We start from the raw sequence: 13,278 nt of genomic DNA on the forward strand, positions 1-13,278 counted from the left end.
ATGCCGGGTTGTCGCGCTGAAACAAAAAGAAAGGGAATCCGAGACCTGGGCCTGATTGCGTCCGTGCTGCGTTAAGTCAGCAATGGGGGCAAGGGCAGGGGGCAGGGAGCGAGCGACGCTGTGGGCAGATCCGGCACCGAATGGCGACGGCCTGAGTCAGCGGAAATTACGGGGTGGGTGCTTGGCGCAGGCGTACGCAGCAGAGGCTTTGGCCTCTGCGTCATACCTAGCAACCAAGAAAGAAGTACCCACATGCTCGCTGTTTTTCTAATGCGCGGATGGCATGGAGCAACTGGCTCCAAACACCACCATCCACGTGAAGATTCCGTTCAGTGTTTCAATGCGTCAACCAGACAAATTCCGCCCCGCTAGCACCGACAATCGGGCAGTTTTTCCTTGGGCACGGCATCTGTGGCATCGACCTGCCTGCGTAGGGGAAATGGCTGGGTGGACTAAAATCCAAACAAATCAACCACTTACACATAAATTAGCGCAGGTGAAACACATTATAGAGGGCAAACTGCCCCAAGAACCTACCCAGAACTCCGCTGCTGTGGCTGTGCGGTTAATCGAGGTGGATGAAGACAGCGCCGGACAACGCCTGGATAACTTCTTGATGCGCCATCTCAAAGGTGTGCCCAAGACACACGTTTACCGCATCATTCGCAGTGGTGAGGTACGTGTGAACAAAGGGCGCTGCCAAGCCGATACCCGGGTGGAGATGGGGGATATGGTGCGCCTGCCGCCTGTCCGTATTTCCGACAAGGTGCAAGAAAAAGCCGAACGTCCCGCTCCTGCCCGTGAGTTCCCTGTCCTGTTTGAAGACGATCATCTGATTGCGCTGGATAAACCTGCGGGCGTGGCTGTGCATGGTGGCTCAGGGGTGAGCTTTGGCGTAATTGAGCAGTTGCGCCAAGCCCGCCCTCAGGCCAAATTTTTAGAGCTGGTGCACCGGCTGGATCGTGAAACTTCTGGCATCTTGCTGGTTGCCAAGAAGCGTTCGGCGCTGACCAAGCTGCAAGATCAGTTTCGGGAGCGTGAAACGGGCAAGACCTATTTGGCGTTGGTGAACGGGGCGTGGCCTGTCAACAAGAAGGTCATTGACACACCGTTGCACAAATATCTTCAGGCAGATGGCGAACGCCGAGTGCGCGTCACCACGGTGGACGATCCTGATGCCATGCGCGCGCTGACTTTGGTCAAGGTGCGGTCGCACTTTGCGCCGCGTGCCATGCAGGGTCTGCCTGCGATGAGCTTGCTGGAAGTGACTATCAAGACCGGGCGTACGCACCAGATCCGGGTGCATTTGTCTTCGCAGGGCCATGCAATCGCTGGCGATGACAAGTACGGTGACTTTGATTTGAACAAGCGCTTGCCTAAGCAGGGCTTGAAACGCATGTTCTTGCATGCCTGGCGTTTGCAGTTCAACCATCCCGCCACGCAGGAGCGCATTGAGTTGCATTCGCAGTTGCCTGTGGAGCTGGCAGGCTTTGTTGCCTGAAGTTGCACTCTCTTTTACTTGGAAAGCCTTTTGACGTGACTGTGCGACGCTTTGACTTGATTGCCTTCGATTGGGATGGCACTTTGTTTGATTCCACCGCAGCGATTGCTCGCAGCATTCAGCTGGCAGTAGCCGATGTGGGGGGGACAGTTCCCACTGACGAGCAAGCTTCGTATGTGATCGGCATGGCGCTGCTGCCAGCCTTGGCGCATGCAGCGCCTGATGTTCCCAAAGACAAATACAACGATTTGGCCAGTCGTTACCGCTATCACTATCTCAAGCAGCAAGAGTTGATTACCTTGTTCAAAGGGGTGCTTCCCATGCTGGAGGGCTTGCGTGAACGCGGGCATTGGCTGGCGGTGGCTACGGGGAAAAGCCGCAGAGGCTTGAATGAAGCGCTGCAGCACGTCGATTTGCGAGGCATGTTCGACAGCTCGCGAACGGCTGACGAAACGGCGGGCAAGCCGCATCCTTTGATGCTGCAAGAGTTGATGGCTGAGCTGGGCGTGCAGCCTGAACGGCTGCTGATGATTGGCGACACCACGCACGATCTGCAAATGGCACAAAACGCCGGTTGTGCCAGCGTGGGCGTCGCCTATGGCGCCCATGCTGGTGCAGAGCTGGCTGCATGTACGCCTTTGCATGTGGCTTGCGATGTTGAGGATTTGCACCAGTGGTTGCGCACCAACGCCTGATGGTTTTGTCACCGTTGATTGCTGGGCCCGCTGGCATACTGGCGTACTGGCTTGATTTTGAGAGAGTAAAGCTTCTATGAACCCCCATTCCACTCCTGACAACCAGGGTGCCGCTGGCTCAGAGCCGCTGCCGGGCCAAGACTTGTGGGCGCGTGCCGCTTCTGGAGCCCCCAATGCTGCCAAGCCCGCTGCTGCAGGCTGGGAGCGCGATGTGCTGGAGCGTCTGGTGTTCGCCACAGTGAACGAGCAGCGTTCGGCGCGTCGCTGGCGCATTTTTTGGCGGTTTGTATGGGTGAGCTTGATCGTGGCTGGCTTGTGGTGGATGGGGCGCGACAGTGCCAGTTCAGCCACCAGCGGGCCGCACACTGCGGTGGTTGATATCAAAGGCGCGATTGCCGGGGACGCCAACGCCAGTGCAGAGTTTGTGATTGCGGCCATGCGCAGTGCCATGGAAGATCCAGGTTCACGCGCCTTGGTGCTGTTGATCAATTCGCCCGGGGGCAGCCCTGTGCAGGCGGGCATGATCAACGATGAAATCGTGCGCTTGAAGGCCCAGTATCAAAAACCGATTTACGCGGTAGTTGAAGAAACCTGTGCTTCTGCTGCGTACTACATTGCCGCGGCTGCGGACGAGATTTTTGTCGACAAGGCCAGCATCGTAGGCAGCATTGGCGTGCTCATGGACGGGTTTGGCTTTACCGGCACCATGGAAAAACTGGGTGTGGAGCGCCGCCTGCTGACTGCGGGGGCAAACAAGGGCATGCTGGATCCGTTCAGTCCGCTGGAAGAGGTGCAGCGTGCCCACGCGCAGACCATGTTGAACCAGATTCACCAGCAGTTCATTGACGTAGTGCGCGCTGGCCGTGGTGAGCGTTTAAAAGAGAATGCTGACACTTTCAGCGGCTTGTTCTGGACGGGGCAGCAAGCCGTGGAGTTGGGCTTGGCTGATAAATTTGGTACCTTGGATAGCGTGGCACGCGATGTGGTGCAGGCCGAAGAGGTGATTGATTACACGCGTAGCGAAAACATGGCGGAGCGCTTTGCCAAGCGTTTTGGCGCAGCCATTGGTGGTGGTGCGGTAGATGCTATGCACGGCATGTTGCCTGCCATTCGTTAATTATTGACAGCTAGCAGCTGTCAATTAAAAGAGCGTCCTGCGCTGATCTAACTTGAGTTTCAGATGCTTTTGTATCTGAACTCCTGATGAATCAAGCGCAAGGCGCTCTTTTTTTGTGGTTTTTTGCTTATTGGCCGATGGCAAACACCACGGGGGTGCGGTTGTCGGGTTCTGTGCCCAGCTTCTTCCAGTCTTTGGCGCTGCGGCTTTGAATGCTGGCGTTCTCCAGCGTCAAGCCGCTGGCCATAGCGATACGCGTTGTGGGTTGCAGGCTGTGCAGCAATGCCTGCCACAGAGCAGCGTTGCGGTAGGGCGTCTCAATAAAAAGCTGGGCCTGGTTGTAACGCTGCGCCAGTTGCTCCAGCTCTTTGATGCGCTGTATGCGCTGCGCTGCGTCTTGCGGTAAATAGCCCACAAAAGCAAAATTTTGGCCGTTGAGGCCGCTGGCAGCCAAAGTCATCAGTAGCGAGACCGGGCCAACCAGTGGGATGACGGCAATACCTGCATTGTGCGCAGCACGCACGATGGAGCTGCCGGGGTCGGCCACCGCAGGCATACCCGCTTCGCTCACCAGGCCCATGTCATGACCAGCCAGTGCCGCAGCCAGTAGCGCCTTGGCATCAAATACGGCAGCACCTTTGCCACCGTGGTCCCCTTTTTTATGGGCTTCACGGGGTAGCTCTTGCAGCTGCATCTGCTGAATGGGTACGGCCAGTGGCACGTGCTCGTCGACACGCTTGAGATACGCGCGCGTACTCTTTGCGTTCTCGCACACCCAGTGCTGCAGGCGTGCAGCGGTGCGTAGCGTCAGTTCAGGCAGCACATCGGTGATGGGCGATTGGGTGGCGCAGCCAAAGTCCAGTGGGGCGGGCACTAAATATAGTTTGCCTTTTGCGCTCATGGCAGTTGAATCCCGGCGGCACGCACCATACGGCAGGTGCGAATCATGGGCAGGCCAATCAATGCAGTAGGGTCATCGCTGTGGATGGCGTCCAGCAAACTGATGCCCAAGCCTTCGCTCTTGGCGCTGCCTGCACAGTCGTAAGGCTGCTCAGCGCGCAAATAACGTTCAATTTCATCGTCCGTCAGATCGCGGAAAACGGTTTTGATGACGGCGATATCGCTCTGCTCAAAGCCTGTGGCCTTGCAGACCACGGCCACGGCGGTGTGGAACATCACTGTCTGTCCGCGCATCGATCGCAATTGTTGAACAGCCCGCTCGTGTACCAGCGGCTTGCCCATGGGCTGGCCGTTAAGGTCTGAGACTTGGTCAGAGCCGATCACGATGGCATCAGGGTGCAGTGCGGCTACGGCGTGTGCCTTGGCCAGCGCCAGACGCAGGGCCAAATCTCCCGGGGCTTCGCCGGGTGCGGGGGTTTCATCCACGTCAGGGGCGGCGGTGGTGAATGGCAGGTTCAAACGTTCCACCAATTCACGGCGGTAGCGGGAGGTTGACCCCAGAATCAAGGGGCGCTGTGGAGTGACTGATTCAAGCATGCTGGGATTCTCTTACACTGCCGCCATGAGCAAGGATTTTTCTCTGGATCACCTTGATGTAGCCGCGTTTGCTAAGGCAGGCGCACTCATTGAGGGACAAGACCCGTTATCTGCATTTGAGCGTCTGCAGCAAGAAGCACAAGCCCCTTCCGAAGGTATGGCTGTGGTTTGGTCTGCGCAAGGCGAGCACGTACCTGAAACCGGTGGCGCAGGCCACTACTGGCTGCATGTGCAAGCTGAAGGTCATGTGCCGATGACCTGCCAGCGCTGTTTGAACATGGCAGACATCGCGTTGTATGTAGACCGTTCCTTCCGCTTTGTGAAGGATGAGGCTGCAGCAGAAGCGATGGATGATGAGGCTGAAGAGGATTTGTTGGCCATGAGCAAAGACTTCAATGCGCGTGCGCTGATTGAAGACGAGTTGCTGATGGAGCTGCCTTTGGTGCCTATGCACGATGAGTGTCCTGAAGTCATGCCCATGGCCTCAAGTGACGATGATTTCGAAGAAGCCAGTACGGAAAAACCCAATCCGTTTGCAGTGTTGGCCGGGCTGCGCAAGAATGCAGGCCAAGATTGATTTCCATCAGTGATTAGTTGCAAGCCATCTTTTGGGTGGCTTGAGGCGTGTGTGCTACGGGTAGCTGTATTGCACACACCTTGAAAAGACACGGCGCTCATCCTGAGCAAGCAGGGCTGATTCCAGTGAGTTGGGATCGGTTCTCTTTGTTTTCACAGTTTGCGTTATAATCGGGGGCTTCACGCGAAACCCCCTCGTGTCTTTAATGGGCTGATCGCGTTTTTACCAACCCTTTTAAGACTCAGGAGCCATCATGGCTGTTCAGCAAAACAAAAAATCTCCTTCCAAGCGCGGTATGCACCGTTCGCACAATGCACTGAATGTGCCCGGAATCGCTGTGGAAGCCACTTCTGGCGAAGTTCACCTGCGTCACCACATCAGCCCCAACGGTGTATACCGTGGTCGCCAGGTGCTGAAGAACAAGTCTGAAGCTTAATCAGCTTCAACTGACTTAAGGCCCGTAGCTACTAGTCTTGTAGCTCGGGCTTTTGTTTTTTTAATGCTGCTTTTTCCAGTTTTTTGGTCTGCAGCGGACCGGTAAGTCATTCATGATCACACTGGCAGTTGATTGCATGGGGGGCGACCATGGCCCCGGTGTCACGTTCCCTGCGTGTCGCCAATTTCTTTCTACCCACCCGGATGCCCGGTTGTTGCTGGTAGGCCTGCCAGAGGCTTTTGTGAACTGGCAGACGCATGAGCGTGCTGAAGTGGTGCATGCTTTGGAAGTGGTCACCATGGACGACCCTGTGGAAGTGGCTTTGCGTCGCAAGAAAAACTCTTCGATGCGTGTGGCTATTCAGCAGGTTAAAGATGGCAAGGCGCAGGCGGCAGTGTCGGCGGGTAATACCGGCGCTTTGATGGCTGTCTCACGCTATTTGTTGAAAACCATGGATGGTATTGATCGCCCGGCGATTGCCTCGCAATTGCCCAATGATCAAGGCGGCGCGACCACGGTGCTGGATTTGGGTGCCAATGTAGATTGCCAGCCCGAACATTTGCTGCAGTTCGCGGTGATGGGTTCAGCCTTGGTGACTTCGCTGGATGCCCATAACGCAGAGCCTTCGGTGGGCTTGCTCAATATTGGCGAAGAAGCCATCAAGGGCAGCGAAGTGATCAAGCGCACGGGCGAGTTGCTGCGCCAGGCCGGTGACTCGAACGCCATACGCTTTGTGGGCAATGTTGAAGGCAATGATATTTTCAAGGGGCGCGTTGACATCGTCGTGTGCGATGGTTTCGTGGGCAACGTGGCGCTCAAGGCCTCAGAGGGCGTTGCTTCAATGATTGTCGGTGGATTGAAAACCGAGTTCAAACGCAACATCTTCACTAAATTTGCAGCCATTTTGGCTTATCCAGTGCTTAAAGCGCTAATGAGTCGTATGGATCATCGCCGTTATAACGGTGCAGCCTTGCTGGGTTTGCGTGGTTTGGTGTTCAAGAGTCATGGCTCTGCAGATGCCACTGGTTACGAGCACGCCCTGAACCGCGCTTATGATGCAGCCCGAAATAACCTTCTAGACCGTGTGCAGGGGCGAATTGCTCAGGCGGCCACTTTGCTGGTGGCTGCTGACAGTACTTCCACCGGTGGTGCCACGGCGGCTTGAGACTACATGACACGCTACGCACGCATTACAGGCACAGGCAGCTATTTGCCTGAACGTCGATTGACCAACCACGATCTGGCAGCAGAGCTGGCCGAGCGTGGGGTTGAAACTTCCCACGAATGGATTGTGGAGCGCACAGGCATTGAGGCCCGCCACTTTGCGGATGCGCACACAAACAGCAGTGACCTGGCGCTGGAAGCTTCGCGCAAAGCCATTGAGGCAGCGGGAGTGACCGCAGCAGATATTGATCTGATCATTGTGGCAACGTCGACGCCGGATATGGTCTTTCCGTCGACGGCCTGCATTTTGCAAAATAAATTGGGTGTCCATGGCTGTCCTGCCTTTGATGTGCAGGCAGTGTGCAGTGGCTTTGTCTATGCGCTGACAGTGGCGGACTCAATGATTCGCTCGGGCGCGGCAAGTCGTGCGCTGGTGGTGGGTGCCGAGGTATTTAGCCGTATTCTGGATTTCAATGATCGCACCACCTGTGTCCTGTTTGGTGATGGTGCTGGCGCTGTAGTGCTCGAAGCCTCGGAAGAGCCGGGAATTTTGGCGTGTGATTTGCATGCCGATGGCCGCCATGTCGGCATCTTGTGCGTGCCGGGACATGTCTCTGGCGGTGAAGTCTTGGGTTCGCCTTTGTTGACCATGGACGGTCAGGCGGTGTTCAAGCTGGCGGTGGGCGTGCTTGAGAAGGCCGCGCATGCTGCTCTGGCCAAGGCAGGTAAAACCGAGGCGGATATTGATTGGCTGATCCCGCATCAGGCAAACATTCGCATCATGCAAAGTACTGCTCGCAAGCTGAAGCTGTCGATGGACAAAGTGATTGTGACCGTGGATCAGCACGGCAATACTTCGGCGGCCTCCATTCCTTTGGCTTTGGACTATGGCGTGCGCAATGGTCAAGTCAAGAAGGGCGACACCGTCATGCTCGAAGGTGTAGGCGGTGGCTTCACCTGGGGTGCCGTACTTCTGAATATGTAGCAGCTAGCGTTTTTATATAAGCGCTAGAGCCAGTTTTTTTAATAACGAGTGACCGTGATATGAAGAAATTCGCATTCGTCTTCCCTGGACAAGGCTCTCAGTCTGTCGGTATGTTGGATGCTTGGGGTGATCACCCAGCAGTGGTTCAAACCCTGCAAGAAGCTTCTCAAGCCCTGGGCGAAGACATTGGTGCGCTGATCAAAAACGGCCCCAAGGAAGATTTGGCACTGACCACTAACACCCAGCCAGTGATGCTGGTGGCAGGGGTGGCTGCGTGGCGTGTGTGGCTGGCTGAAGGTGGGGCAATGCCTGATGCCGTGGCTGGTCACTCGCTGGGGGAGTACAGCGCTTTGGTAGCCGCCGGGGTGTTAACGCTGGCCCAAGCGGCGCCTCTGGTGCGCTTGCGCGCTGCTGCCATGCAAGAAGCCGTGCCTGTGGGTGTTGGTGCCATGGCTGCTGTACTGGGTCTGTCCTCAGACAAAGTCAAGGAAGTCTGCGCGGTGGTGACGGCCCAACTGGGTGGCACTGAAGTGGTTGAAGCGGTGAACTTTAATGATCCAGGCCAAACAGTCATTGCTGGCTCCAAGCTGGCCGTGGAAACGGCCAGTTCTGCAGTCAAAGAGGCTGGCGCCAAGCGTGCGTTGCCACTGCCAGTGTCTGCGCCTTTCCACTCCAGCCTGATGAAGCCTGCCGCTGAAAAGCTCAAGGTCGCGTTGGATGCATTGCAGCTGGGCGTGCCTCAGATCCCTGTGATCAACAATATTGATGTGACGGTGCAAACCGATGCTGCAGCTATTCGTGACGCGCTGTATCGTCAAGCCTTTGGCCCCGTGCGCTGGGTGGAGTGTGTGCAGGCCATGAAGGCCCGTGGCATTACGCATTTGGTAGAGTGCGGCCCAGGCAAAGTGCTGGCGGGAATGACCAAGCGTATTGATGCTGATTTGGTTGGCGCTCCTATGTACGACTCCGTCACCTTGGCAGAAGTGAAAGAATTGCTCGCATGACCGAACAAAAGAAACAAATTGCGCTGGTAACTGGCGCGACACGCGGAATTGGTGCCGCGATTGCCCAAACCCTGGCAGAACGCGGCTATACCGTGATTGGTACCGCCACCACAGATGCCGGTGCACAGCGTATCAGCGCTGCATTGGCTGCTATGGGGGGGCGTGGCGTGAATCTGAATGTGAACGACGCAGCGGGCGTAGATGCCTTGATGGACGGCATCTTGAAGTCCGAAGGTGGCCTGCATGTCTTGGTAAATAATGCGGGCATCACCCGTGACACCTTGGCAATGCGCATGAAGGACGATGACTGGTCTGCGGTGATTGACACGAATTTGCAGGCTGTTTTCCGACTCAGCCGTGCGGCTATTCGTCCCATGATGAAACAGCGTTTTGGGCGCATTATCAGTGTTACCAGTGTGGTCGGAGCCATGGGCAACCCCGGTCAAGCCAACTATGCTGCGGCTAAGGCTGGCGTTGCCGGCATGAGCCGTGCGCTGGCGCGCGAACTTGGCAGCCGAGGCATTACTGTAAACTGCGTGGCTCCTGGGTTTATTGCTACAGATATGACAGCGGATCTGCCTGAGGAGCAGAAGGCAGCCTTGGCTGCGCAGATTCCGCTGGGCCAATTGGGTCAGCCGTCTGACATTGCAAATGCCGTGGCTTTCTTGGCCTCGGAAGGGGCTGGGTACATTACCGGTCACGAGCTGCATGTCAATGGCGGCATGTACATGTAATTTGAAGAAATGAATGCCGTTTCCTCGCGACGGCAGGCCGATTGAAGGGGGATTCCCTGAAGCGGCTAGAATCGCGGGTTCATTCACAACCCCCTGAGGGAAACCATGAGCGATATCGAAGCACGTGTCAAAAAAATCATTGCTGAACAACTCGGCGTTGAAGAGTCTCAAGTAACCAACGAAAAGGCCTTCGTGGCTGACCTGGGCGCTGACTCCCTGGACACGGTCGAACTGGTAATGGCCCTGGAAGATGAATTCGGCATCGAAATCCCTGATGAAGATGCTGAAAAAATCACGACGGTGCAAAACGCCATCGACTACGCCAATACCCACCACAAGGCCTAATAGGTCTTTACGCACCGAGCGATAAGAATAAGGTTTGAACGCATGAGCCGTCGTCGCGTTGTCGTGACCGGCCTGGGATGTATTAGCCCCGTGGGTAACACGGTGGCTGATTCCTGGGCCAATCTTTTGGCCGGCCAGTCCGGTATTGACCGCATCACCAAGTTTGATGCCTCGAATTTTTCCTGCCAGATTGCAGGTGAAGTCAAGGGATTCAACGTGGAGGATTACATGAGCGCCAAAGATGCGCGCGCCATGGACACCTTCATTCACTATGGCATTGCGGCTGCGGAACAAGCGGTCAAAGACGCAGGTCTGCCTTCGGGCGAGGCCTTGTCTGATGATCTTGCTACCCGTATCGGTTGCGTGATCGGGTCTGGTATCGGGGGCTTGCCCCTGATCGAGAACACCCAGATCGAACTGTCCAATCGCGGCCCCCGCCGCATTACTCCATTTTTCGTACCAGCTTCCATTATTAATATGGTGGCTGGTCACGTTTCCATGCGCCATGGTTTCAAGGGTCCGAACCTTTCGGTTGTGACTGCTTGTACTACCGGCTTGCACTGCATTGGTGAAGCTGGGCGCATGATTGAATATGGTGACGCCGACATCGTCGTTGCTGGAGGCACTGAATCGACCGTTTCACCTTTGGGTGTTGGTGGTTTTGCTGCCATGCGCGCATTGTCGACACGCAATGACGACCCTAAGGCTGCATCGCGCCCTTGGGATCGTGATCGAGATGGCTTTGTACTGGGCGAAGGTGCAGGCGTGATGGTGCTTGAAGAGTACGAACATGCCAAGGCACGCGGCGCCAAGATTTACGCAGAGTTGGCGGGCTACGGTATGAGTGCTGATGCTGGGCACATGACTGCACCCAATATGGATGGCCCACGCCGTGCCATGTTGAATGCCATGCGCAATGCTGGCGTGAACGCAGATCAGATTAATTATCTGAATGCACACGGCACATCGACACCTTTGGGTGACCAGAACGAAAGCAACGCCATCAAGGCTGCATTGGGTGACGCTGCCTATAAAACGGTAGTGAGCTCAACCAAGTCCATGACTGGTCACTTGCTGGGTGGTGCAGGTGGAATTGAGAGTATTTTTACGGTCATGGCTATTCATGATCAGAAGATCCCTCCCACCATCAACTTGCTCAATCAAGACCCAGGTTGTGATTTGGATTACTGTGCCAACGTGGCACGTGATGCCAAGATCGACATCGCGCTGAAGAACAATTTTGGCTTTGGCGGAACCAATGGCTCGCTGATTTTCAAGCGAATCTAGATCATGAAGCGGGAGGGCTGTTCGCTTCCTTCTCACGCTGCGCAACCCGCTCCTGTGTATGCAGTGAGCGGGTTTTGTTTTTTGGGTGATGGATGTGTCACAGCGACATAGTCCGGCAGTACTTTACCCCCTGCGACATTCCCGGCAACTGCGGATTCTGTGGGCTGCGGTAGTTGTAGGCAGTGGCTTGCTTTTACTTTTATGGAGCTGGCAAGGGGCTGGCGTTGGCCATGAGTTATGGCTGCGCGTGGGTGCAGCAGCCTTGCTGTGGCTGTTGTGTGCGATGCTGGGCTGGCAAGCCCAGCATCGCTTGCCGCAAGGTGCTCTGCATTGGAGCGGTTGCGGCTGGCTGTGGGAGATCAACGGGCAGGCGAGGCCTTTGCAGGGTGTGCCAGTGGTGATTTTGGATCTGCAGCGGTTGCTGATTGTTGGCTTTGTGGATGGGCACAAACGTACGCAGCACTTTGTACTGCAAAGGAATTGGGCACCCCATGCGTGGATGGACTTGCGGCGTGCTGTATATTCATCTGCTCATCCGCCACAGAACAGTTCTTCATCTAAAGCGCTTTGAGCTTTAGATGCACTGTGGTCTGGAGCCACCGCGTCCCTTCGCCTTCATGACATCAGCCCCAGCGCCTTCTTCCTCTTCTGACAGCGATCTGCAATTGGTCGAGCGTACCGTCGCTGGAGATCAGCGGGCTTACGAATTACTGGTCATCAAGTACCAGCGCCGTATAGAGCGTCTGATTGGCCGGATGGTGCGTGACCAGGATCTGGTGCAGGACATTGCGCAAGAGACGTTCTTGCGTGCATACCGGGCTTTGCATCAATTTCGAGGTGAGGCACAGTTCTACACGTGGCTGTATCGCATTGCCGTCAACACCGCTAAGAAGGCCTTGGTGGAAATGCGACGCGATCCGGTGGTGTTTGAGAGTGCGTTACATATTTCCGATGACGAGGATGAAACTTTCCGTCCCCGCCATGAACCAATCACTGACGAAACGCCTGAAACAGTGCTGGCTGCACAAGAGATAGCTGCAGCGGTGAATGCAGCCATGGAGGCTTTGCCTGAGGATTTGCGACAAGCGGTTACGCTGCGTGAAATTGAGGGTTTGAGCTATGAGGAGATTGCCTCTGCCATGAATTGTCCAATTGGCACAGTGCGTTCACGAATTTTTCGCGCACGCGAAGCGATTTCGGCCCGCGTGAAGCCTTTGCTAGAGCGGCAAGGCGGTAAGCGGTGGTGATGTGCAAGAGCATCGGTACAACGCCAGTGAGTAGGTGAACCCATGATGAAACAACAGATGAACAAGGAATTACTGTCTGCTTTGGTGGATGGTGAGTTGCATGGCGAAGAGCTAGAGCAGGCCTTGGCGTGTGCCGAAGGCCCAGAAGGCTGTGCCAGTTGGGAGCTTTACCATTTGGTCGGAGATGTGCTGCGATCACCTGATTTGGCGCACCATAGCCAGCATGATTTGCTCAGCGGCTTGCGTGCGCAGCTGGCCAATGAGCCAGCGTTGATGCTTGAGCCTGCGCAGATCAAGCAAGTGACGGCGGGATTGGTGCCTGCGAATGGTCCTGTAGTGGCATTGCGTGATCCGGCCGCCAATGGCGCTGTTTTTCGCTGGAAGGTTGCGGCCAGTTTTGCCTCGGTCGCTGCTGTGGCTGCTTTGGGGTGGAATTTGATGGGAAATCCTGCCAGTGGGCAAGGGGCGCAGATGGCCAGCGTACAAGGTGCAGTGAGTTCGCCGGTGCTGGTAGCGACGGAGAGTGGTGATGTGTTGCGTGATCCACGCTTGGATGCATTGCTGGACTCTCATCAGCAATACCTCAGCCGGGCATCGTTGCAGACGCCGGCAGACTTTTTGCGTAATGCCAGCTTTCAAGCTCGCAGTAGTGGTGGTGCTCGCCCGTAGCCATTGATCGTCTGGCGATA

The 13,278-nt window shown here is 55.9% G+C and carries 15 protein-coding genes; 13 read left to right on the forward strand and 2 right to left on the reverse strand.

All coding sequences use genetic code 11. From position 1 onward, the window contains the following. The first annotated feature begins 496 nt into the window (after positions 1-496). The 3 genes from IB213_RS06695 to IB213_RS06705 all read left to right on the forward strand — a co-directional run bounded on the left by IB213_RS06695 (position 497) and on the right by IB213_RS06705 (position 3,313). Positions 497-1,501 (forward strand): RluA family pseudouridine synthase, encoded by a 1,005-nt coding sequence (locus IB213_RS06695; protein WP_370551182.1) that lies wholly within the window; start codon positions 497-499, stop codon positions 1,499-1,501. A gap of 35 nt (positions 1,502-1,536) precedes the next feature. Continuing rightward, positions 1,537-2,196, forward strand: a complete 660-nt coding sequence (locus IB213_RS06700) for an HAD family hydrolase (RefSeq protein WP_191723113.1) — start codon at positions 1,537-1,539, stop codon at positions 2,194-2,196. 76 nt (positions 2,197-2,272) lie between these two features. Then, the gene (locus IB213_RS06705; protein ID WP_192405797.1) at positions 2,273-3,313 is read left to right on the forward strand and encodes a S49 family peptidase; all 1,041 of its coding nucleotides are present in this window, start codon (positions 2,273-2,275) and stop codon (positions 3,311-3,313) included. A gap of 127 nt (positions 3,314-3,440) precedes the next feature. Here IB213_RS06705 and IB213_RS06710 read toward each other — a convergent pair whose 3' ends face one another. Continuing rightward, positions 3,441-4,214 (reverse strand): SAM-dependent methyltransferase, encoded by a 774-nt coding sequence (locus tag IB213_RS06710; protein ID WP_192405798.1) that lies wholly within the window; start codon positions 4,212-4,214, stop codon positions 3,441-3,443. Further along, a complete protein-coding gene (locus IB213_RS06715) occupies positions 4,211-4,810 on the reverse strand; it encodes a Maf family nucleotide pyrophosphatase (RefSeq protein ID WP_191723110.1) in 600 nt (199 codons plus the stop codon). Before IB213_RS06715 ends, IB213_RS06710 begins: the two co-directional genes overlap by 4 nt. A 25-nt stretch (positions 4,811-4,835) precedes the next feature. Between IB213_RS06715 and IB213_RS06720 the strand changes: the two genes are divergently transcribed. The 10 genes from IB213_RS06720 (at position 4,836) to IB213_RS06765 (ending at position 13,258) form a co-directional block, all read left to right on the forward strand. Continuing rightward, positions 4,836-5,387 carry a DUF177 domain-containing protein gene (locus IB213_RS06720; protein WP_192405799.1) on the forward strand — a complete coding sequence of 184 codons (552 nt, stop codon included), beginning with the start codon at positions 4,836-4,838 and terminating at the stop codon, positions 5,385-5,387. A 253-nt stretch (positions 5,388-5,640) separates the two neighbouring features. Then, entirely contained in the window at positions 5,641-5,823 is a 183-nt protein-coding gene (gene rpmF / locus IB213_RS06725) for a 50S ribosomal protein L32 (RefSeq protein ID WP_191723108.1), read from the forward strand. Between the two features lie 112 nt (positions 5,824-5,935). Beyond that, positions 5,936-6,988, forward strand: coding sequence for a phosphate acyltransferase PlsX (gene plsX / locus IB213_RS06730; RefSeq protein ID WP_191723107.1), 1,053 nt, complete (start codon positions 5,936-5,938; stop codon positions 6,986-6,988). A 6-nt stretch (positions 6,989-6,994) separates the two neighbouring features. Continuing rightward, positions 6,995-7,972: a beta-ketoacyl-ACP synthase III gene (locus IB213_RS06735; protein ID WP_191723106.1), complete on the forward strand. Its 978-nt coding sequence runs from the start codon at positions 6,995-6,997 to the stop codon at positions 7,970-7,972. 59 nt (positions 7,973-8,031) lie between these two features. Further along, positions 8,032-8,976: an ACP S-malonyltransferase gene (gene fabD / locus IB213_RS06740; RefSeq protein ID WP_192405800.1), complete on the forward strand. Its 945-nt coding sequence runs from the start codon at positions 8,032-8,034 to the stop codon at positions 8,974-8,976. Further along, positions 8,973-9,710 carry a 3-oxoacyl-ACP reductase FabG gene (gene fabG / locus IB213_RS06745; protein ID WP_192405801.1) on the forward strand — a complete coding sequence of 246 codons (738 nt, stop codon included), beginning with the start codon at positions 8,973-8,975 and terminating at the stop codon, positions 9,708-9,710. The genes fabD and fabG overlap by 4 nt, the downstream gene beginning before the upstream one ends. Before the next feature lie 105 nt (positions 9,711-9,815). Then, a complete protein-coding gene (gene acpP, locus IB213_RS06750; RefSeq protein WP_019575021.1) occupies positions 9,816-10,055 on the forward strand; it encodes an acyl carrier protein in 240 nt (79 codons plus the stop codon). Positions 10,056-10,097: 42 nt separating this feature from the next. Next, entirely contained in the window at positions 10,098-11,342 is a 1,245-nt protein-coding gene (gene fabF, locus IB213_RS06755) for a beta-ketoacyl-ACP synthase II (RefSeq protein ID WP_191723103.1), read from the forward strand. Positions 11,343-11,959: 617 nt separating this feature from the next. Then, positions 11,960-12,589, forward strand: coding sequence for an RNA polymerase sigma factor RpoE (gene rpoE, locus IB213_RS06760; RefSeq protein ID WP_191723102.1), 630 nt, complete (start codon positions 11,960-11,962; stop codon positions 12,587-12,589). Positions 12,590-12,631: 42 nt separating this feature from the next. Then, a complete protein-coding gene (locus IB213_RS06765) occupies positions 12,632-13,258 on the forward strand; it encodes a sigma-E factor negative regulatory protein (protein WP_192405802.1) in 627 nt (208 codons plus the stop codon). The last annotated feature ends 20 nt before the right edge of the window (positions 13,259-13,278 follow it).

Origin of the sequence: Comamonas sp. CMM02 (assembly GCF_014851485.1) — a bacterium.
GTDB classification, from domain to species: domain Bacteria; phylum Pseudomonadota; class Gammaproteobacteria; order Burkholderiales; family Burkholderiaceae_C; genus Comamonas; species Comamonas avium.